General features: G+C 69.3%; 18 protein-coding genes and 1 tRNA gene. 10 read left to right on the top strand and 9 right to left on the bottom strand.

What is annotated here, in order from left to right:
- The first annotated feature begins 104 nt into the window (after positions 1–104).
- The 4 genes from eno (at position 105) to AB0M63_RS14205 (ending at position 3,515) form a co-directional block, all read left to right on the top strand.
- Positions 105–1,391, top strand: a complete 1,287-nt coding sequence (gene eno / locus AB0M63_RS14220) for a phosphopyruvate hydratase (RefSeq protein ID WP_366019558.1) — start codon at positions 105–107, stop codon at positions 1,389–1,391.
- A 100-nt stretch (positions 1,392–1,491) separates the two neighbouring features.
- Positions 1,492–1,968 carry a septum formation initiator family protein gene (locus AB0M63_RS14215; RefSeq protein WP_355908400.1) on the top strand — a complete coding sequence of 159 codons (477 nt, stop codon included), beginning with the start codon at positions 1,492–1,494 and terminating at the stop codon, positions 1,966–1,968.
- Positions 1,969–2,031: 63 nt separating this feature from the next.
- On the top strand, positions 2,032–2,562 hold the full coding sequence (locus AB0M63_RS14210) for a DUF501 domain-containing protein (RefSeq protein WP_355908403.1): 531 nt from the start codon (positions 2,032–2,034) through the stop codon (positions 2,560–2,562).
- Positions 2,559–3,515 (top strand): Ppx/GppA phosphatase family protein, encoded by a 957-nt coding sequence (locus AB0M63_RS14205; protein WP_366019557.1) that lies wholly within the window; start codon positions 2,559–2,561, stop codon positions 3,513–3,515. Before AB0M63_RS14210 ends, AB0M63_RS14205 begins: the two co-directional genes overlap by 4 nt.
- 70 nt (positions 3,516–3,585) lie before the next feature.
- On the opposite strand, the gene AB0M63_RS14200 is transcribed toward AB0M63_RS14205, so the two are convergent.
- The 3 genes from AB0M63_RS14200 to AB0M63_RS14190 all read right to left on the bottom strand — a co-directional run bounded on the left by AB0M63_RS14200 (position 3,586) and on the right by AB0M63_RS14190 (position 5,239).
- Positions 3,586–3,855, bottom strand: coding sequence for a type II toxin-antitoxin system RelE/ParE family toxin (locus AB0M63_RS14200; protein WP_355908409.1), 270 nt, complete (start codon positions 3,853–3,855; stop codon positions 3,586–3,588).
- Positions 3,852–4,124, bottom strand: coding sequence for a type II toxin-antitoxin system Phd/YefM family antitoxin (locus AB0M63_RS14195; protein ID WP_355908412.1), 273 nt, complete (start codon positions 4,122–4,124; stop codon positions 3,852–3,854). Before AB0M63_RS14195 ends, AB0M63_RS14200 begins: the two co-directional genes overlap by 4 nt.
- Positions 4,125–4,216: 92 nt before the next feature.
- Complete coding sequence (locus AB0M63_RS14190) at positions 4,217–5,239, bottom strand: zinc-binding dehydrogenase (RefSeq protein ID WP_355908415.1); 1,023 nt, start codon at positions 5,237–5,239, stop codon at positions 4,217–4,219.
- A 502-nt stretch (positions 5,240–5,741) separates the two neighbouring features.
- On the opposite strand from AB0M63_RS14190, the gene AB0M63_RS14185 reads away from it, so the two are divergent.
- Both AB0M63_RS14185 and AB0M63_RS14180 read left to right on the top strand, forming a co-directional pair.
- Positions 5,742–7,127: an NAD(P)/FAD-dependent oxidoreductase gene (locus AB0M63_RS14185; protein ID WP_355908418.1), complete on the top strand. Its 1,386-nt coding sequence runs from the start codon at positions 5,742–5,744 to the stop codon at positions 7,125–7,127.
- 218 nt (positions 7,128–7,345) lie between these two features.
- Positions 7,346–8,638 (top strand): cyclopropane-fatty-acyl-phospholipid synthase family protein, encoded by a 1,293-nt coding sequence (locus tag AB0M63_RS14180; protein ID WP_355908422.1) that lies wholly within the window; start codon positions 7,346–7,348, stop codon positions 8,636–8,638.
- Between the two features lie 66 nt (positions 8,639–8,704).
- Here the strand turns inward: AB0M63_RS14180 and AB0M63_RS14175 are convergent, their stop codons facing one another.
- Complete coding sequence (locus AB0M63_RS14175; RefSeq protein WP_355908425.1) at positions 8,705–11,233, bottom strand: ABC transporter permease; 2,529 nt, start codon at positions 11,231–11,233, stop codon at positions 8,705–8,707.
- 57 nt (positions 11,234–11,290) lie between these two features.
- Positions 11,291–12,061 carry an ABC transporter ATP-binding protein gene (locus AB0M63_RS14170; RefSeq protein ID WP_355908428.1) on the bottom strand — a complete coding sequence of 257 codons (771 nt, stop codon included), beginning with the start codon at positions 12,059–12,061 and terminating at the stop codon, positions 11,291–11,293.
- A gap of 399 nt (positions 12,062–12,460) precedes the next feature.
- Here AB0M63_RS14170 and AB0M63_RS14165 point away from each other — a divergent pair.
- From AB0M63_RS14165 to AB0M63_RS14155, 3 genes are all read left to right on the top strand, one after another.
- Positions 12,461–12,544, top strand: a tRNA-Leu gene (locus tag AB0M63_RS14165).
- 137 nt (positions 12,545–12,681) lie between these two features.
- The gene (locus AB0M63_RS14160; protein ID WP_355908431.1) at positions 12,682–13,866 is read left to right on the top strand and encodes a 4-hydroxybenzoate 3-monooxygenase; all 1,185 of its coding nucleotides are present in this window, start codon (positions 12,682–12,684) and stop codon (positions 13,864–13,866) included.
- A gap of 171 nt (positions 13,867–14,037) precedes the next feature.
- The gene (locus AB0M63_RS14155; RefSeq protein ID WP_355908434.1) at positions 14,038–14,925 is read left to right on the top strand and encodes a Bax inhibitor-1/YccA family protein; all 888 of its coding nucleotides are present in this window, start codon (positions 14,038–14,040) and stop codon (positions 14,923–14,925) included.
- A gap of 82 nt (positions 14,926–15,007) precedes the next feature.
- Here the strand turns inward: AB0M63_RS14155 and AB0M63_RS14150 are convergent, their stop codons facing one another.
- Positions 15,008–15,238: a DUF4287 domain-containing protein gene (locus tag AB0M63_RS14150; RefSeq protein WP_026178224.1), complete on the bottom strand. Its 231-nt coding sequence runs from the start codon at positions 15,236–15,238 to the stop codon at positions 15,008–15,010.
- Between the two features lie 102 nt (positions 15,239–15,340).
- Here AB0M63_RS14150 and AB0M63_RS14145 point away from each other — a divergent pair, with 102 nt between their 5' ends.
- Entirely contained in the window at positions 15,341–15,652 is a 312-nt protein-coding gene (locus tag AB0M63_RS14145; RefSeq protein WP_355908438.1) for a hypothetical protein, read from the top strand.
- 24 nt (positions 15,653–15,676) lie between these two features.
- On the opposite strand, the gene AB0M63_RS14140 is transcribed toward AB0M63_RS14145, so the two are convergent.
- The 3 genes from AB0M63_RS14140 to AB0M63_RS14130 form a co-directional block, all read right to left on the bottom strand.
- Positions 15,677–16,456 (bottom strand): hypothetical protein, encoded by a 780-nt coding sequence (locus AB0M63_RS14140; RefSeq protein ID WP_366019927.1) that lies wholly within the window; start codon positions 16,454–16,456, stop codon positions 15,677–15,679.
- A gap of 283 nt (positions 16,457–16,739) precedes the next feature.
- Positions 16,740–17,960, bottom strand: coding sequence for an acetyl-CoA C-acetyltransferase (locus AB0M63_RS14135; RefSeq protein ID WP_366019556.1), 1,221 nt, complete (start codon positions 17,958–17,960; stop codon positions 16,740–16,742).
- Between the two features lie 130 nt (positions 17,961–18,090).
- Positions 18,091–19,137 (bottom strand): SGNH/GDSL hydrolase family protein, encoded by a 1,047-nt coding sequence (locus AB0M63_RS14130; RefSeq protein WP_366019555.1) that lies wholly within the window; start codon positions 19,135–19,137, stop codon positions 18,091–18,093.
- Between the last annotated feature and the right edge of the window lie 13 nt (positions 19,138–19,150).

Genomic DNA, 19,150 nt, shown 5'->3' with positions numbered 1-19,150 from the left:
GCTCAAGGGATGGTCGACAGACTGGCCGATCGCCCGGAGCCGGTTAGGCTCGTCTCGCAGAGCCCACCGCGGTACTGCGTAGCCGCGTCACATTGAAGAAGGAGATGCTCGTGCCGTCCATCGACGTCGTCGTAGCCCGGGAAATCCTGGACTCCCGAGGCAACCCCACGGTCGAGGTCGAGGTCGGCCTCGACGACGGCAGCACGGGTCGTGCCGCCGTTCCGTCCGGCGCCTCCACGGGTGCCTTCGAGGCCATCGAGCTGCGTGACGGTGACCCCAACCGCTACGGCGGCAAGGGTGTCGAGAAGGCCGTCCTCGCCGTCATCGAGCAGATCGGCCCGGAGCTCGTCGGCTACGACGCCACCGAGCAGCGCCTGATCGACCAGGCGATGTTCGACCTGGACGCCACCGACAACAAGGGCTCGCTCGGCGCCAACGCCATCCTCGGCGTCTCCCTCGCCGTCGCCCACGCCGCGTCCGAGGCCAGTGACCTCCCGCTCTTCCGCTACCTGGGCGGCCCGAACGCGCACCTGCTGCCCGTTCCGATGATGAACATCCTGAACGGCGGCTCGCACGCCGACTCGAACGTGGACATCCAGGAGTTCATGATCGCCCCCATCGGCGCGGAGTCCTTCTCCGAGGCGCTGCGCTGGGGCGCCGAGGTCTACCACACCCTCAAGAAGGTGCTGAAGACCAAGGGCCTGTCCACCGGCCTCGGCGACGAGGGCGGCTTCGCCCCGAACCTGGAGTCCAACCGCGCCGCCCTCGACCTCATCATCGAGGCCATCCAGCAGGCCGGTTACATCCCCGGCGAGCAGATTGCCCTGGCCCTTGATGTAGCCGCCTCCGAGTTCTACAAGGACGGCAAGTACGAGTTCGAGGGCAAGTCCCGCTCGGCCGCCGAGATGACCGAGTACTACGAGGATCTGGTCTCCGCGTACCCGCTCGTCTCCATCGAGGACCCGCTGTACGAGGACGACTGGGCCGGCTGGAAGGTCATCACCGACAAGCTGGGCGAGAAGGTCCAGATCGTCGGCGACGACCTCTTCGTCACCAACCCCGAGCGCCTCGCCCGCGGCATCGAGGAGGGCATCGCCAACGCCCTGCTCGTCAAGGTGAACCAGATCGGCTCGCTGACCGAGACCCTGGACGCCGTCGAGATGGCCCAGCGCAACGGCTTCAAGTGCATGATGTCCCACCGCTCCGGCGAGACCGAGGACGTCACCATCGCCGACCTCGCCGTCGCGGTGAACTGCGGCCAGATCAAGACCGGCGCCCCGGCCCGCTCGGACCGCGTCGCCAAGTACAACCAGCTCCTGCGCATCGAGGAGATCCTCGACGACGCGGCGGAGTACGCGGGCCGTTCGGCCTTCCCTCGCTTCAAGGGCTGACCCCACCAGGGTCAATCCTTAGCCAGTCGTACGTACGTCCCCGTACCGGTCCCGTACCGTGTGCGGGGACGTACGCGCGTGTGAACGGGAGGCGGGGAAGATGGCCGTGAAGGACCGGGACCGGTTCTCCACCGCGACCAGGCTGAAGCTGCTCGGCGAGCAGACGGCGGCCCGGGTCTACCGCTCCCAGACCAAGCGGCAGGCCCGCCGCTCCCGGCTCACCGGCCGGGCGGCCCTCCTCGCCCTGGTGCTGTGCTCGCTGATCGTGGCGCTCGCGTACCCGATAAGGCAGTACGTCTCCCAGCGCGCCGAGATCTCCGACCTTCAGCGGCAGCAGGCGCAGGCGCGGCAGCGCGTCGAGCAACTGCGCGACCTCAAGGCACGCTGGCAGGACGACTCGTACGCGGAACAGCAGATCCGGCAGCGGCTGCACTATGTGATGCCCGGCGAGACCGGCTACATCGTGATCGACCCGGACGCGGCGAAGCAGTCGCGCGCCGAGCTGGGCGCGGCCGACCGCCCCTGGTACGCGAACGTGTGGGACGGCGTGGACAAGTCCGACGCCTCCGACCAATAACCAGCCGGTAGCCATCAGCGACTACCGGCGACAGCGAACTGACAGAGAGACTTTCGTACCCGCATGGAAACGCCCCCGCCGTCCACTCCGCGCACCGAGCCCACCGACGCGGACGTCGAGGCCTTCAAGCAGCAGCTCGGGCGTCCGCCGCGCGGCCTGCGCGCGATCGCGCACCGCTGTCCGTGCGGACAGCCGGACGTGGTGGAGACGGCCCCGCGCCTGCCCGACGGCACGCCCTTCCCGACGACGTACTACCTGACGTGCCCGCGCGCCGCCTCGGCGATCGGCACGTTGGAGGCGAACGGCGTCATGAAGGAGATGACGGCCCGGCTGGAGACCGACCCCGAGCTGGCCGCCGCGTACCGCGCCGCGCACGAGGACTACATCGCGCGCCGCGACGCCATCGAGGTCCTGGAGGGCTTCCCGAGCGCGGGCGGCATGCCGGACCGGGTGAAGTGCCTGCATGTCCTGGTGGGCCACTCCCTGGCCGCGGGCCCGGGCGTCAACCCGCTGGGCGACGAGGCCCTCGCCATGCTGCCGGAGTGGTGGGCCAAGGGGCCGTGCGTGACGGCCACGAAGGAGGACGACCAGTGACCCGCCGTGTCGCCGCCATCGACTGCGGTACGAACTCGATCCGCCTCCTCGTCGCCGACGTAGACCCGGCGACCGGTCAACTCGTGGACCTGGACCGGCGGATGACGATCGTCCGGCTCGGACAGGGCGTCGACCGCACCGGCCGGCTCGCCCCCGAGGCGCTGGAGCGCACCTTCGCGGCCTGCCGCGACTACGCGGCGATCATCAAGGAGCACGGCGCCGAGCGCCTGCGCTTCGTGGCCACGTCCGCCTCCCGCGACGCCTCGAACCGCGACGACTTCGTCTGCGGGGTCATGGACATCCTCGGCGTCGAACCGGAGGTGATCACCGGCGACCAGGAGGCGGAACTCTCCTTCACCGGCGCCACCAAGGAGTTGACCGGCCGCGACGACCTCGCCAAGCCCTACCTCGTCGTCGACATCGGCGGCGGCTCGACCGAGTTCGTCGTCGGCGACGGCCAGGTCGGCGCGGCCCGCTCCGTGGACATCGGCTGCGTCCGCCTGACCGAGCGCCACCTCGTGCACGACGGCAAGGTGTCCGACCCGCCCACCCCGGACGAGATCACGGCGATGCGCGCGGACATCGAGGCGGCCCTCGACCTCGCCGAGAAGACGGTCCCGCTCCGCGAGGCCCGCACCCTGGTGGGCCTGGCCGGCTCGGTCACCACCATCTCGGCGATCGCCCAGAACCTCCCGGCCTACGACACGGAGGCCATCCACCACTCGCGCGTCTCCCACGACCGCGTCCGCGAGATCACGGACTCCCTCCTCCACTCCACCCACGCCGAACGCGCGACCATCCCCTCGATGCACCCGGGCCGCGTCGACGTCATCGGCGCGGGCGCCCTCGTACTGCTCTCGATCATGGAGCGGATCGGCGCGGAGGAGGTCGTGGTGAGCGAGCACGACATCCTGGACGGGATCGCTTTCCACGCGGCGCTCGATTCCTGCTGATGCGGAAAGTGGCGATCCTCGGTGGAGTCGGGTGGCTCAAGGCACGCGGGCCCGTGAGGACCCGCGTGCCTCACAGGCTGCGGTAGATGTCACGCCGGTTGCCCAGCTTGACGACGAGGATGACGAGTTCACCGTCGTCCACCTGGTAAGCGACCCGGTAGTTGCCGACCCGGAGCCGGTAGAGCCCCGATGTGCCGCTGAGTTTCTTGACGTCGGCACCCTCACGGTACGGGTCGTCGCCGAGAGCGGTCAGTGCGGTCAGGATGCGCATGGCGTCGAGCCGGGCGATGTCCCTCAGCTGCCGCTGGGCCGCCGTGGTGAACCGGAACGCGTACTTCACGCGACGCCTTCACCGCGCTCGGTGAACAGATCCGCCAGCAGTTCGGCCATGGTCACGGTGGGGCCGTTCTCGGCCAGGACGGCTTCAGCCTCTCGGGCCAACATGACGTCGGCCGCCTCTTCCAGGGCTTCGAAGTCCGCGATCGGTACCACGGCCGCCACCGGAGTGCCGTTGCGAGTGATGACCGTCGGGGTGCCTTCCTCGGCCAGGTTGATGCGCTCCGCGAGATGGGCGCGGGCTTCCCTTATGGTCACGGTCTCCTCGGTCATGACATCAGTGTACGCGCATGTGTGTACACGCGACCTGGATGCTCGGGTTCGTGGGACATCCTCGACGGGATCGCCTTCCAGGTGGCGGCGGGCTAAGCGGGCGGACGGCCGTGCCGCACCCGCACCACCAGCTTCCCCGTCGCCCGGTCGTGCTCCATGTCGTCGTGGGCCCGCGGTACCTGGTCGAGGCCGTCGTAGACGCGGTCCACGGGGAAGGACAGCCGGCCGGTGGCGATCGCGTCGAGGATCTCTTGGAAGGTTTCCCGGGGGAGGTCGGTGGCGTCGCCGAAGTAGCCGGCGAGGCGGACGCCCCGGGGGAGGTACTCGTTCGGGGAGAAGTCCCGGACCGTCCACTGGTTGGAGAGGCTGCCGCTGAAGCAGGCCGTGCCGTGGACGCGTACCGCGCGCAGGGTGTCGGGCAGGGTCGGGGTGCCGACGAGGTCGAGGGCGGCGTCGACGCCGCCCGGGTACAACTCGCGTACGGCGGGGGCGACTTCGCCGGTGTCCAGGAGAGGGTGGTCGACGCCGCGCTCCTTCAGGGAGGCGAGGCGGTCGGGGCGGCGGGTGGTGGACAGCACCGTGGCGCCGCGCCAGCGGGCCAGCGCGGCGGCCGCGAGGCCCACCGAGGAGGTGCCGCCGCGGATCAGCAGGGACTGACCGGGCTTCAGGTCCAGGCCGACGGTGAGCGAGCCGTAGGCGGTCTGCACCATCTCCGGCAGGGCGCCCAGCACCTCCCAGGGCAGCTCGGTGTCGACGGGGATGACCTGGGCCAGCGGCACCGACGTGTACTCGGCATAGCCGCCGTCGTAGGTGCGGCCCATGTCCCCCATCATCGCGACGACCTTCTGACCGGGGAGCAGTCCGCTGCCGGGCGGGGCCGCGTCGACCGTGCCCGCGGCCTCGATGCCCGGCACCCGGGGGAAGCTGACGCCCACGCTCACTCCCAGCCGGAGCTTCAGCTCCGAGCGGTTGAGGCCGAACGCCTCGACGCGGATGCGGACCCAGCCGTCGCGTTCGGGCGGGAGAGGGAGCGTGACCGGCCGCAGGTTGTCCACGGGGCCGGGGGCGGAGAGCTGGACGGCGCGCATCGTGAGGGTGCTCGGCGAGGACGTCATGCGCGCAGAACATGTGACAGGTCCGGCTTCATTCCCGGTCGATCCGACGGCCGATCCACCCTGTTTATTACCGGCCGGTAGTAAACTCCTGAGCAGCCCGTATAACGTATGAGCGGGTGCAGGGGGGCGCTCACCACCCCCTCCGGAACGCGTCCGTAAGAAAGTTCGTGAAGTTCTTCACAAGGAATTCTGTCCCGTTGGGCGACGAGACTGCCCCGGTTGGCCCTTCCGGGGGCTCGGTGGGCCTGGAAGCCTGCTCGGCGGGGTCGCGGGGGAGTGGTTCGGGGGCGTTTCGGGAGGGTGTCGTGGAGGTGTGGTCCAGGGGGTCCGAAAGGTAAGAGGAGCAGCTCACGCGGCCTTGACAACGGGGCGAACCGCACCGTGGTTCCACCCCCATGACGTGACCTGGATCATGCGAGTCGCGGAGGATAACACAGCCCCTGGTGAAGCTTGTGAAGGGGCGCACGAGCGACCCCCCAGGGGCAGGTGGATACTCGATGGCATGAGCACCACGGAGCGTCCCAGGATCCTCGTAGTAGGCGGTGGGTACGTAGGCCTGTACGCAGCTCGGCGCATTCTCAAGAAGATGCGCTACGGCGAGGCGACCGTCACGGTCGTCGACCCCCGGTCGTACATGACCTACCAGCCCTTCCTCCCCGAAGCCGCCGCCGGCAGCATCTCCCCTCGGCACGTCGTCGTCCCGTTGCGACGCGTGCTGCCGAAGGCGGAGGTCCTCACCGGCCGGGTCACCACCATCGACCAGGACCGCAAGGTCGCCACGATCGCCCCCCTCGTGGGTGAGGCGTACGAGCTGCCCTTCGACTACCTCGTCATCGCGATGGGCGCGGTCTCCCGCACCTTCCCGATCCCCGGCCTCGCCGAGCAGGGCATCGGCATGAAGGGCATCGAGGAGTCCATCGGTCTGCGCAACCACGTCCTTGAGCAGCTCGACAAGGCCGACTCCACCACCGACGAGGAGATCCGCCGCAAGGCGCTCACCTTCGTCTTCGTCGGCGGCGGTTTCGCCGGCGCGGAGACCATCGGCGAGGTCGAGGACATGGCCCGGGACGCGGCCAAGTACTACACCAACGTCTCCCGCGAGGACATGCGCTTCGTCCTCGTCGACGCCGCCGACAAGATCCTCCCGGAGGTCGGCCCCAAGCTCGGCCTCTACGGCAAGGAGCACCTGGAGAGCCGCGGGATCGAGATCTACCTCTCGACCTCCATGGACTCCTGCGTCGACGGCCACGTCGTGCTGAAGAACGGCCTTGAGGTCGACTCCAACACGATCGTGTGGACGGCCGGCGTCAAGCCCAACCCGGTCCTGTCCCGCTTCGGCCTGCCGCTCGGCCCGCGCGGTCACGTCGACGCCCAGCCGACCCTCCAGGTCACCGGCACCGACTACATCTGGACCGCCGGCGACAACGCCCAGGTGCCCGACATCGCCGCCCGCAAGGCCGGCGTCGAGAACGCCTGGTGCCCGCCGAACGCCCAGCACGCGCTGCGCCAGGCGAAGGTCCTCGGCGACAACGTGATCTCCGGTATGCGGGGCTTCCCGCAGAAGGAGTACTCGCACGCCAACAAGGGCGCCGTGGCCGGTCTCGGCCTCCACAAGGGCGTCGCCATGATCGTCATGGGCAAGGTGAAGATCAAGGTCAAGGGCCGTCTCGCCTGGTACATGCACCGTGGCTACCACGGTCTGGCGATGCCGACCTGGAACCGCAAGATCCGCGTCTTCGCCGACTGGACGCTCGCGATGTTCCTCAAGCGCGAGGTCGTGTCGCTCGGCGCCATGGAGAACCCCCGCGAGGAGTTCTACGAGGCCGCCAAGCCGGCGCCGGCCCCGGCCGCCGCCGCGAAGACCGAGGAGAAGGCCAAGGCCTCCTGACCTCTGGCCCGGCCTCCGGTCGCCTCTGAAGCACGCCCGAAGGGGCCGTCCGCCATCCGTGGTGCGGACGGCCCCTTCGGCGTTGCTGGACATCCGTGTACATGGCGGCTACATCTGTTTTGCCTACTCGTAACGCTCAAGCGGGACTGCAACAGAGCCTGGCCGGTGTTTACGTAGTGATGGACAATTCCGGGATCCGCGTCACGGAGGTGTGCGCCATGGCTGATGCCGCGCTGCGGCTCAAATCCCTCTTCGAACAGCTACTGGGGACCCCCATCCCGGTGCGCATCCGCGCCTGGGACGGTTCCGAGGCCGGGCCGCCGGACGCGCCGGCCCTGGTCGTACGCAATCGCCGTGCCCTGCGCCGACTCCTGTGGAAACCCGGCGAACTGGGCATGGCACGTGCCTGGGTCGCCGGGGACCTGACCATCGAGGGCGACCTGTACGCCGCCCTCGACGCGATGTCCTCGCTGGTGTGGGAGCGCGGCGAGGACGCCCGCGGCCTCGCCCAGGCGCTGCGCGACCCCGAGGTGCGGTCCGCCCTGCGCGGACTGGTCAAGCTCGGCGGACTCCCGCTGCCGCCCGCCCCGCCCCCGGAGGAGGTCCGCCGCAGCCGCGCCCACCTCCACACCAAACGCACCGACAAACGCGCCATCAGCCACCACTACGACGTGGGCAACGACTTCTACGAGATCGTCCTCGGCCCGTCCATGGTCTACTCGTGCGCCTACTGGGAATCCCCGGACGGCACCCTGGAGGACGCCCAGCGCGACAAGCTCGAACTCATCTGCCGCAAACTTGAGTTGACGCCTGGTCAGCGCCTCCTCGACGTCGGCTGCGGCTGGGGTTCGATGGCGATCCACGCGGCCCGCGAGTACGGCGTGAGCGTCGTCGGCGTGACCCTCTCGCAGGAACAGGCGGCCTACGCCCGCAAACGCGTCGCCGAGGAGGGGCTCACCGACAAGGTCGAGATCCGCGTCCAGGACTACCGCGATGTCGCCGACGGCCCCTATGACGCCATCTCCTCCATCGGCATGGCCGAACACGTGGGCTCCGCACGGTACCTGGAGTACGCGAGAGTCCTCTTCGCACTGCTCGCACCGGGCGGACGGCTGCTCAACCACCAGATCGCCCGCCGCCCCTGGCAGGACGAATCGGCCTACGACATCGACGAGTTCATCGACGCGTACGTCTTCCCCGACGGCGAACTCGCCCCCGTCGGCACCACCGTGACCCAGTTGGAGAGCGCCGGGTTCGAGGTGCGGGACGTCGAGGCGATCCGCGAGCACTACGCGCTCACCCTGCGCCGCTGGGTCGCCAACCTGGAGTCCGAGTGGCGGCGCGCGGTCGGACTCGTCGGCGCCGGGCGGGCCCGGGTGTGGCGCCTCTACATGGCGGCCTCCGCGCTCGGCTTCGAGCACAACCGCATAGGAGTCAACCAGGTGTTGGCCGTCCGGACCCCCGAACCGGGCGGCTCCGGAATGCCGTTGCGCGCCCGCACCTGGAACTGAGCGCGCCTTCAGGCCAACAGCGAGGGCCCCGTTCCGCGATGGAACGGGGCCCCGACTCGTCTCCCGTTACTCGGACTTGATCGCCGACAGCATGTTCAGCTTCGCCGCCCGCCGAGCCGGCCACAGCGCCGCCAGGACGCCGACCGTGCCTGCCAGCAGCAGGAAGACCGCCATCCGGGCCCACGGCAGGACCAGTTCGTAGGTCGCCATCTTCGCACCGAGCAACTCACCGGCCGCCCAGCCGAAGAACACCCCGAGACCGATGCCGAGCACCCCGCCGAAGAGCGAGATCACCAGGGACTCCAGGCGGACCATCCGCTTGATGCCCTTGCGGTCCAGGCCGATCGCGCGCAGCATCCCGATCTCCTGCGAGCGCTCGAAGACCGACATGGCCAGGGTGTTGATGACCCCGAGGACCGCGACGATCACCGCCATGGCGAGCAGGCCGTAGACCATGTTGAGGATCAGGGTGAAGACCTGCGCGATGCTGTCGGAGAGGTCCTTCTTGTCCTGGACCTTGACGGCCGGGTTGGAGCCGAGGGCCTTCTCCAGCCTGTCCTTGGTCGAACTCGACGCGCCGTCCGCGGTCTTGACCAGGATCTGCATGTCGGCCGGGTCGGTCTGGTGCGGGGAGAGCGTCGAGTTGTCGAGCATGATGCCGTGGATCAGCGCGTTGCCCTCGTAGACCGCGGCGACCGTGAGCTGCTGGGCCTTGCCGTCCTCGTAGTGCGTGGTGAAGGTCGAACCGGCCTTCCAGCCATGGGACTTGGCCGTGTCATCGTCCACGACCACCTGGGTGCCGGCGACCTTGAAGGTGCCGCTGTCGACCTTGAGGTCGGTGAGCTTGCCGATGGTGGAGCCGGTGACGCCGGTCAGGTACTCGGTCTTGCCGTCGATGCGCGAAGGGGAGTTGCGCAGCGGGCTGGTGGCGGTGACGCCGGAGGTGGTGGTGAGCGTCTTGTCGACGTTCGCGGAGAGTTCGTTGCCGTTGGCCATCGAGACGATGTAGTCGGCGCTGATCGCCGACGAGGCCATCTTGTCGATCCCCTGCTGGAGGCTGCCCGCCATCACCGTCATACCGGTGATGAGGGTGAGGCCGATCATCAGCGCGGAGGCGGTCGCGGCCGTACGGCGCGGGTTGCGCACCGAGTTCTGGCGGGCCAGCTTGCCGGAGACCCCGAAGATCCGCAGGACCGGAGCCGCCGCCGCGATCAGCGGGCGGGACAGCAACGGGGTCAGGATGAACACCCCGATGATGAGGAGGACCGCGCCGAAACCCATGGGGGCCTGGCCGTCCGAACCGCTCATCGTGGTGGCCGCGATGACGACCGCGACACCCGCGCCGGAGAACAGCGCGCCGATCGTGTTGCGAAGCACCAGCGACTTGGTGGTGGCCTGTGCGTGCAGGCTGCTCATCGCGGCGACCGGCGGGATCTTCGCCGCCCGGCGGCCGGGCAGCCAGGCGGCGAGCATGGTGATGAGGATGCCGACCGCGAGCGCGCTGAGGACCGTGCCCGAGGTGATGATCAGCGGGCCGTCCGGGACGGTCGCGCCAATCGTGCCCATCAGGGCGCGCAGCCCGGCGCCGATACCGATACCGGCGACCAGCCCGGCCACCGCGGCGACCGCGCCGACCACGAACGCCTCGATCAGCACCGACCGCGTGACCTGCCGACGGGAGGCGCCGACCGCGCGCAGCAGCGCCAGTTCCTTGGTGCGCTGGGCGACCAGCATGGTGAAGGTGTTGGCGATGATGAAGGTGCCGACGAAGAGCGCGATGCCGGCGAAGACCAGCAGACCCGACTTCAGCCCGCTCATCGACGAGGAGATCAACTCGGCCTGGTCGTCGGCGAGTTGCTGAGCGGTGGTGGTCTCGGTCCGCCCCTGCGGCAGCGCCTGGTCCAACCGCGCCTTGAGCGCCGCCTGAGTCGTCCCGGCAGCCGCCTTCACATCGATCTCGTCGTACGTCCCCGCCTTGCCGAACAGCTTCTGCGCGGTCGCCGTGTCGAAGAGGGCGAGGCTGCCGCCGGCGGCGACATTGCCGTCGTCGGTGGTGAAGACGCCGGTGATCCTCGGCGTCAGCACCGGGCCGTCGACCGAGATGCGCACGGTGTCGCCGACCTTGTACCCGGCGCGCTTCGCGGTCTCGGAGTCGATCGCGACCTCGCCCGAACCATGCGGTGCCGCACCGGACTTGAGGGGATAGCGGGCGTCCTTGTCCCCCCAGTAGTTGCCGCCCTCCGACTGGAAGCCGCCGCCGATGAGCTTGCCCTTCTTGTCGGCGATGGCGGTGAAGCCGTTGACGACCCCGGTCGCGGACGCGGCGCCCGGCACCTTCGCGCTGGTGTCCAGCATGGCCTGGGTCAGCTCGGGCGTCTTGCCGACCGTGTCGCCCTTGTCGTCCTGGCTCTTGGCCCGCACGGCGACGTCGACCTGGTCGAAGCCCTTGGCCGAGCTGTTCTGGAAGGCGTTCGAGATGGTGTTGGTGAAGACCAGGGTCCCCGACACGAACGCGACGCCGAGCATCACGGCGAGCACGGTCATGAGGAGCCGGGCCTTGTGCGCGAGTACGTTGCGCAAGGCGGTACGGAACATGGGTCTACTCAGTCCAGTCGGTCCAGGCGTACAAGAAGTGAGGGTGCGTCAGGAGACCTAGCTGGTACGGCCCTTGGCGTCGAACTGCTTCATCCTGTCGAGCACCGAGTCGGCCGACGGCTCGTACACCTCGTCGACGATCCGGCCGTCCGCGAGGAACACCACCCGGTCCGCGTACGCCGCCGCCACCGGGTCGTGGGTCACCATGACCACCGTCTGGCCCAGCTCCCGTACGGAGTTGCGCAGAAAGCCCAGCACCTCCGCGCCGGAGCGCGAGTCGAGGTTTCCGGTCGGCTCGTCGCCGAAGATGATGTCGGGGCGGGAGGCCAACGCCCTTGCCACGGCGACGCGTTGCTGCTGTCCGCCGGAGAGCTGTGAGGGCCGGTGCTTGAGCCGGTCGGCGAGACCGATCATGGTGATCACCGAGTCCAGCCACTGCTTGTCCGGCTTGCGGCCCGCGATGTCCATCGGGAGCGTGATGTTCTCCAGGGCCGTCAGCGTCGGCAGCAGGTTGAACGCCTGGAAGATGAAACCGATCTTGTCCCGGCGCAACCTGGTGAGCTGCTTGTCCTTCAGGGAGCCCAGTTCGGTGTCACCGATGCGCACGGAACCGGACGAGAACGTGTCCAGGCCGGCCACACAGTGCATCAGAGTGGACTTGCCGGACCCCGAAGGGCCCATGATCGCGGTGAACTCGGCCTGCCGGAAGGCGATCGAGACCCGGTCGAGGGCGACCACCTGGGTCTCGCCCTGTCCGTAGATCTTGGAAAGATCCGTGGCGCGCGCGGCCACGGAGGTGGTCCGGTCGGCGATGGGGGTGGTGGTCACGGAGGGCGCTCCTGTCGGGACGACGGTGTTGCTGGGGACGCGTCCCATCCTTCCGGCCGCATTCCGCCGTGGAGTCACCCGCTGTTCCGGTTCCGGGGGCAGCCTCCAGTCGGACTGTGCGCGGCGCTGTCATACCTGGGGATGAGGACAGTCCCTGAGACCGATCAAGAGCGCACACGTCAAGAACCGGTGGAGCACCCTCGTTCGGGCGGTGAAATTCCGTCATTCCGCATACGAGCCCCCAGACCGCACGCAAGGCTATTGGCAAGTGCTGATGGCTCTTTCCATGGTCTGATGGACCCTCAGACATCAATAAAATAAGACAACATCGGTCCGCCCGCCCGCTGTTGGGAAGGCGCGCCCCGATAGGCTCGAATCTCGATGCGGAGCCCACGGCCTGCCCGGATGGTGGAATGCAGACACGGCGAGCTTAAACCTCGCTGCCCCTTCGCGGGCGTACCGGTTCAAGTCCGGTTCCGGGCACCTCCGACCCTTTTTCGCGAACGCCCCGACCGTTGACAGAGGGCCCATGGGGCCGGAAACTTAAGGCTTGACGAGACAGTGAAGGAAATTTCACCACACGAACAAACGGCATTCGCTCCATTCGAAGGGAACGACCGATGCGCACCACCGTCGGCATCATCGGAGCCGGCCCCGCCGGACTCCTCCTCGCCCGGCTGCTGCACAACGCCGGTATCGACTCGGTCGTCCTGGAGAGCAGGGACCGCGCCTACGTCGAGCACCGCCAGCGGGCCGGAATCCTGGAGCAGGGCACGGTCGACGTGCTGCGCGCGGCCGGGGCCGGCGGCCGGCTGGACCGGGAGGGGCTGCGGCACGACGGCATCGAGCTGCGCTACGACCGCAAGCGGCACCGCGTGGACTTCCCGGCCCTCACCGGCGGTCGTAGCGTGACGGTCTACGCCCAGACCGAGGTCTGCAAGGACCTCATCGCGCTTCAACTCAAGGACGGCGGCCCGCTGCTGTTCGAGGCCGAGGCGCTGGCGGTGGAGGACGCCGACACCGACAGCCCGCGCGTCCGCTTCCGGCACCAGGGCCGCGAGGACGTACTCGACTGCGACTACGTCGTCGGCTGCGACGGCTTCTGGGGCATCGCCCGCACCGCGATCCCCGCCGAACTGACCCGCGTCTTCGAGCGGTCGTACCCCTACGCCTGGCTCGGCATCCTCGCCGACGTCGCCCCCTCCCACGACGAACTCGTCTACGCCCGCCACGACCGCGGCTTCGCCCTCCTCTCGATGCGCTCCCCGGCCGTCTCCCGGCTCTACCTCCAGGTGCCGACGGACGCGGACGCCGAGAGCTGGAGCGACGAGGCGATCTGGGACGAACTGGAGCGCCGGTTCGAGACCGACGACGACTGGACCCTCGACCGCGGCCCCATCACCCAGAAGTCCGTCACCCCCATGCGCTCCTACGTCCACGAGCCCATGCGGCACGGCCGGCTCTTCCTCGCCGGCGACGCCGCGCACATCGTCCCGCCGACCGGTGCCAAGGGCCTCAACCTCGCCGTCGGCGACGTCGTCACCTTCGCGAGGGCACTGACGTACAAGAAGGAGACGGGGAGCGAGGACCGGCTCGACGCGTACTCCGCCACCTGCCTCCGGCGGGTCTGGCAGGCCGAGCGGTTCTCCTACGACATGACGAGCCTCCTGCACCGCGCGCCCGACGCGACGCCCTTCGACGGGCGGCTCCAACTGGCCCGGCTGGAGCGGATCACGTCCTCCCGGGCGGCCGAGACGGACCTCGCGGAGGCGTACACCGGGTTTCCCCTGGATGAGCAGGGATAAGAGGCCTCTAAGAGGGGCGTCACGGCTTGGTACCAGTGTGCTCGGGGCATACGGTCCACCGCGTACCGTGACAGGACGAGGGGAAGATCCTCCCCAAGGGGTAGGGTCAATCCTTTGCCTACCTATTACTCTTGAGGCCAAGGCCGCGCGAGGCGGCCATGGAGGAGTGAAATGAGGAGCAGAAACCCGGTCTTCTCGCGACGGGGGTTCAGCCGCGACAACGGCTACGCGGGCTTCAACACCGCGCCGCAGGCCGGGGGCCCCGCCGTGGGCACGCAGGGCAACCCCTACGCGGGGGGCAACCCGTACGCGCAGAACCCTTACGCCCAGCAGGACCTCCAGCAGGGCGCACCGCCCCAGGCCCCGGCCACCACCGGCCGGATGACCATGGACGACGTCGTCCTGCGCACCGGCACCACCCTCGGCACGCTGATCGTCACGGCCGCGCTCGCCTGGGCGCTGCTCCCGGTCGACGACGCCAACATCAGCCGTTCGTACGGCATCGGGATCGGCGCCGCGCTGGTCGCGATGGTGCTGGCGTTCGTCCAGTCCTTCAAGCGCAAGCCCGTCCCCGCGCTGATCCTGTCGTACGCCGCCCTGGAGGGCGTCTTCCTCGGCGTCGTCTCCAGCGTCGTCGACAACCGCATCGCGAGCGGCGCGGCCATGCAGGCCGTGATCGGCACGATGGCGGTCTTCGCCGGTGTGCTCATCGCGTACCGCGCGGGCTGGATCCGCGTCAACCGCCGTTTCTACGGCTTCGTGATGGCGGCCGCGCTCGGCTTCGTGCTGCTGATGGCGGTCAACCTGCTGTTCGCGGTGTTCGGCGGCGGTGACGGCCTCGGCTTCCGCAGCGGTCCGCTCGGCATCTTCTTCGGTGTCGTCGGCATCATCCTCGGCGCGTGCTTCCTCGCCCTCGACTTCAAGCAGGTCGAGGACGGCATCGCGTACGGCGCCCCGAAGGAAGAGGCGTGGCTGGCGGCCTTCGGGCTCACGCTGACGCTGGTGTGGATCTACATGGAGTTCCTGCGGATCATCGCGATCCTCAACAGCAACGACTAGCTGCTTGGCCGACGCACGTGAAAGGGCCCCGGGTTCGTCCCGGGGCCCTTCGTCGTCTTGTGGTCGTGTCCGCGGTGCGCGCCTAGAGCAGTTTGCGCGCGGCCCTCCTCAGGTCGTACTCGTGAATGATCGCCTTGGCGTGGCCGTACGCGAGGTCGTGCTCGGCGCGGAGCCAGCTGACCTTCTCCTCGAAACGGAAGAGGGCGGGGCCTTCGTCGACGGTGCGCAGCCAGTCGGACACTTCACGACCGGTGCAGTGGGGGATGCGGGCGAGCAGGTTGCGGTGGGTCTCCTGGGAGAACACTTGGGACATCGGCGCCTCCGGACGCATGGGGTGTAAGCCGGTCCTTCAAGTCACCGTGCCTGAGCGTTCGCCCGTTGGCAACAGTCCCGGTGCGGCGCGTAGTCTCGCGGCGTGGTGGATACGACGCGGTTGACTCAAGCGGTGGATCACTTTGCCGACCGGCTTCGAGCCGCGCCGCAGAGCCGGTTGCAACGGGGGGCCGCCGCGGAAGCGCTGGCGCTGGCCAGGGAGATGACCCGGCGGGCGCAGTTGGCGGAGGAGCCCGGGGTGGAGCCTCGGGAGATGCCCGATGCGGGGATGTTCGCCGTGGCCGACCAAATCACCGTGGCTGTCCATGACTTCGCGCTGGTGCTGGTGAGCGAGGCGGAGGTCTCGGAGGGGCTGGAGTTGGTCGCGGAGGCGCAGAAGCGGGCGGGGGTCTGAGTCGGACCCCCGAAGTCGAACCCCTTACAGCGACGCTATGACCCTGTCCGCCAGGATGTAGACGTTCTCCTCGCCGCACGCGAACGTCAGGGTGTACGCGCCCGAGACGCCGGAGCCGCCCAGGAGGAACGGGGTCTCGCCGGCGCGGAGGGCGGCTGCGAGGCGTTCGGCGGTTTCGCGGTGGCCCGGGGTCATGCAGAGGGTGGTGCCGTCGACGAAGACGTAGACGTCGAGGGTGCCGAGAGGGCCGGGGCGGACGTCGGCCAGTTCGACCGCGGCCTCGGCGAGTTCCTCAAGGGTTGCCACCGTGCGTTCGTGGTCGTTCGCCACGGGTGACTGGACCGGTACGAAGTCCGGGTGCGAGGGGTGGCGGCGGCGGGCGGCGGCCAGTTCGGGGGACTCCCCGGCGAACTCGTCGGCCTCCGCGAACGGCTCGGTCACCGGCTCCAGCGGTTCGAGGCCCACGAAGTCGCTCTGGCGGGGCATGAACAGCTCGCTGTCCGGCAGACCCAGCAGGGTCGGCACCTCGGTGTCGCTGGCTTCCTGGGCGGCCCAGAAGGCCCGCGCCTCGGCCAGCTCCCGCTCTCGCTCCTCGGCCAGTGCCTCGGCCACGGCGGCGCGTATCTCATCCGCGTCGGTGTGGGTGCGGGCGGCGGGCACGAGCGGCCGCAGCGCGGCGGCCCGGCTCTCGGCGAGTTCGGTGTGCAGGGCTGCTACCTGGCGACGGAGCACCAAGAGGGTGCGCAGGACGGCGACGCCCACGGCGCCTGTGGCGGCCGTGGTGAGCAGCAAAGCGATCGGCATGGCGCTCACTGACGTACTCCCGGTTCAAAGTCGACCCCCGACTTCCTACATCAGCTTGAAGGGCGGACTAACCAACTGTCAGTGCGTAACGTCACGAAACGGGCAGGACTTTGGGCCCGATGTTTGGTGGTGAAACGGTCCTGACCTGGGGAAATCCCTTTTCGAAGGGAGATAGGTCACATCCTGGGGGAGATTGGATCACAAATCGGCCCGGAACCCAGGTGGTTACTGGGTTCCGGGCCTGATGGTGACGCAAAGTTCCCCTACGACTACGGGGAGTTGACTAGCTGAGGCGCTCGATGACCATCGCCATGCCCTGGCCGCCGCCCACGCACATCGTCTCCAGACCGAACTGCTTGTCGTGGAACTGGAGGGAGTTGATCAGCGTGCCGGTGATGCGGGCGCCGGTCATGCCGAAGGGGTGGCCCACGGCGATCGCGCCGCCGTTCACGTTCAGCTTGTCCAGCGGGATGTTCAGGTCGCGGTAGGACGGGATCACCTGGGCGGCGAACGCCTCGTTGATCTCGAACAGGTCGATGTCGTCGACGGTCAGACCGGCGCGGCCCAGCGCCTGCTTCGACGCCTCGACCGGGCCGAGGCCCATGATCTCGGGGGAGAGGCCGGAGACACCGGTCGACACGATCCGGGCCAGCGGCGTGAGGCCCAGCTCGCGGGCCTTGGTGTCGCTCATGATGACGACCGCGGCGGCGCCGTCGTTCAGCGGGCAGCAGTTGCCGGCCGTGACCAGGCCGTCGGGGCGGAAGACCGGCTTGAGGCCGGAGACGCCCTCCAGGGTGACGCCGGCGCGCGGGCCGTCGTCCTTCGACACGACCGTGCCGTCCGGCAGCGTGACCGGGGTGATCTCGCGCTGCCAGAAGCCGTTCTTCAGGGCCTCCTCGGCGAGGTTCTGCGAGCGGACGCCGAACTCGTCCATGTCCTGGCGGGTGACGCCCTTGATCCGGGCGAGGTTCTCCGCGGTCTGGCCCATCGCGATGTACGGGTCGGGGAGCAGGCCGTCCTCGCGCGGGTCGTGCCAGGTGGAGCCCTCGGACGCGGCCGTGGCGGCGGTGCGCTCCTGTGCCTCGGCGAAGATCGGGTTCGTGGTGTCCGGGAGGCCGTCCGAGCTGCCCTTGGCGTAACGGGAGACCATCTCGACACCGGCCGAGATGAAGATGTCGCCCTCGCCGGCCTTGATGGCGTGCAGGGCCATGCGGCTGGTCTGGAGGGACGAGGAACAGTAACGGGTGATCGTGCAGCCGGGCAGGTGGTCCATGCCCATCTGTACGGCGACGATCCGGCCGAGGTTGTAACCCTGCTCGCCGCCGGGGAGGCCGCAGCCGAGCATCAGGTCCTCGATGAGCTTCGGGTCCAGCTCGGGGATCTTCGCGAGGGCGGCCTGGATGATCGTGGCGGTGAGGTCGTCGGGGCGCAGGTCCTTGAGGGAGCCCTTGACGGCGCGGCCGATGGGGGAGCGGGCGGTCGAGACGATGACGGCTTCGGGCATCACGGCTCCATTGGCGTTCGTACGGGGACTGACTGGCACGGCTCCTTGGGAAGTTACCCGTACGTATGGCACAGGTCACGGGCATCGCTGTGTGACCCTGACCGCAATTGTCTAAGCGCTTGCTTGGGCCTCAGACACTGGACGAGTTGGAGGGGGCCGAAGGGGTCGTCTCCGGCTCCGGCACCCTGCGCCGCTTCCGGCGCTTCAGCAGCGCCCAGGGACCCCTGGGCCCTGTCGGCATCGCCGCCGTGACCTCCGTGCCCGCCTCCGAAGCGGCCTCCGCGGCCGCTCGTGCCACCGGGAGGAAGCCCTCGCGGCGGGAGGCGTCCGGGCGGTCCTCTTCCGCCGGCCAGAGGCCCAGGGCGGCGCAGACGGTCGGCAGGACCGCCATCGCCGCTGTCGCGTAGCCCTCCGCCGAGGGGTGGAAGTTGTCCGGGCCGAACAGCTCGCGCGGGTTCGCCGCGAACTCGGGGCCCAGCAGGTCGCCCAGGGACACCGTGCGTCCGCCCTGTTCGACCGTGCCGATCGTCTGGGCCGCCGCCAGCTGCCGGGAGGCCCGGCGGGCCAGCCAGCGCAGCGGCTGCTGGACCTGCTCCACCGTCCCGAGGTCGGGACAGGTGCCGACGACCACCTCGGCGCCGGCCGTGCGCAGCCGTCGTACCGTCGCCGAGAGGTGGCGGACCGATCTGGTCGGGTGCATGCGGTGGGTGACGTCGTTCGCGCCGATCATGATCACGCAGACGTCGGGCACCCGGGAGGTGTCCGCGAGGGCCAGCGCGACCTGACGGTCCAGGTCGTCGGACTGGGCGCCCGGGAGGGCCACGTTGTGCAGCTCGACCGGGCGTTCCGCGACCGCCGCGAGGCCCGAGGCCAGCAGGGCGCCCGGGGTCTGGGCCGCCCGGTGCACGCCCTGCCCGGCCGCCGTGGAGTCGCCGAGCATGGTCAGCCGGAGCGGGGGTTCACCCGGGGTGTCGTAGACATGGCCGTAGCGGCCATCGGCGCTGGGCACATGGTTGCTGCCCGGACCATGGCCGTTGCCCACATGCCGTTTCACGAAGCGGACCTCGGCCAGCACCAGCCCGACGGCCGCCGCGCCCACCAGTCCCACCCCGCCGCCGCCGTACGCCGCACCGGCCGCGATCCGTCGGGCCACCCGTGCCCTCGACATCCTCGTCATACGTCGCCGCCAC

It is taken from the genome of Streptomyces sp. NPDC051576, assembly GCF_040681835.1.
Classification (GTDB): Bacteria; Actinomycetota; Actinomycetes; order Streptomycetales; family Streptomycetaceae; genus Streptomyces.
The sequence above is the reverse complement of the archived record's forward strand: the minus strand, read 5'-3'. Positions and strand labels throughout refer to the sequence as shown.

Bases quoted from the DNA above. Each gene is read 5' to 3' on its own strand.
- AB0M63_RS14190 (WP_355908415.1), bottom strand. From the start codon at position 5,239: ATGACGTCCTCGCCGAGCACCCTCACGATGCGCGCCGTCCAGCTCTCC.
- AB0M63_RS14185 (WP_355908418.1), top strand. From the start codon at position 5,742: ATGAGCACCACGGAGCGTCCCAGGATCCTCGTAGTAGGCGGTGGGTAC.
- AB0M63_RS14175 (WP_355908425.1), bottom strand. From the start codon at position 11,233: ATGTTCCGTACCGCCTTGCGCAACGTACTCGCGCACAAGGCCCGGCTC.
- AB0M63_RS14155 (WP_355908434.1), top strand. From the start codon at position 14,038: ATGAGGAGCAGAAACCCGGTCTTCTCGCGACGGGGGTTCAGCCGCGAC.
- eno (WP_366019558.1), top strand. From the start codon at position 105: ATGCTCGTGCCGTCCATCGACGTCGTCGTAGCCCGGGAAATCCTGGAC.
- AB0M63_RS14130 (WP_366019555.1), bottom strand. From the start codon at position 19,137: ATGACGAGGATGTCGAGGGCACGGGTGGCCCGACGGATCGCGGCCGGT.
- AB0M63_RS14135 (WP_366019556.1), bottom strand. From the start codon at position 17,960: ATGCCCGAAGCCGTCATCGTCTCGACCGCCCGCTCCCCCATCGGCCGC.
- AB0M63_RS14195 (WP_355908412.1), bottom strand. From the start codon at position 4,124: ATGACCGAGGAGACCGTGACCATAAGGGAAGCCCGCGCCCATCTCGCG.
- AB0M63_RS14140 (WP_366019927.1), bottom strand. From the start codon at position 16,456: ATGCCGATCGCTTTGCTGCTCACCACGGCCGCCACAGGCGCCGTGGGC.
- AB0M63_RS14210 (WP_355908403.1), top strand. From the start codon at position 2,032: ATGGAAACGCCCCCGCCGTCCACTCCGCGCACCGAGCCCACCGACGCG.
- AB0M63_RS14215 (WP_355908400.1), top strand. From the start codon at position 1,492: ATGGCCGTGAAGGACCGGGACCGGTTCTCCACCGCGACCAGGCTGAAG.
- AB0M63_RS14150 (WP_026178224.1), bottom strand. From the start codon at position 15,238: ATGTCCCAAGTGTTCTCCCAGGAGACCCACCGCAACCTGCTCGCCCGC.
- AB0M63_RS14160 (WP_355908431.1), top strand. From the start codon at position 12,682: ATGCGCACCACCGTCGGCATCATCGGAGCCGGCCCCGCCGGACTCCTC.
- AB0M63_RS14180 (WP_355908422.1), top strand. From the start codon at position 7,346: ATGGCTGATGCCGCGCTGCGGCTCAAATCCCTCTTCGAACAGCTACTG.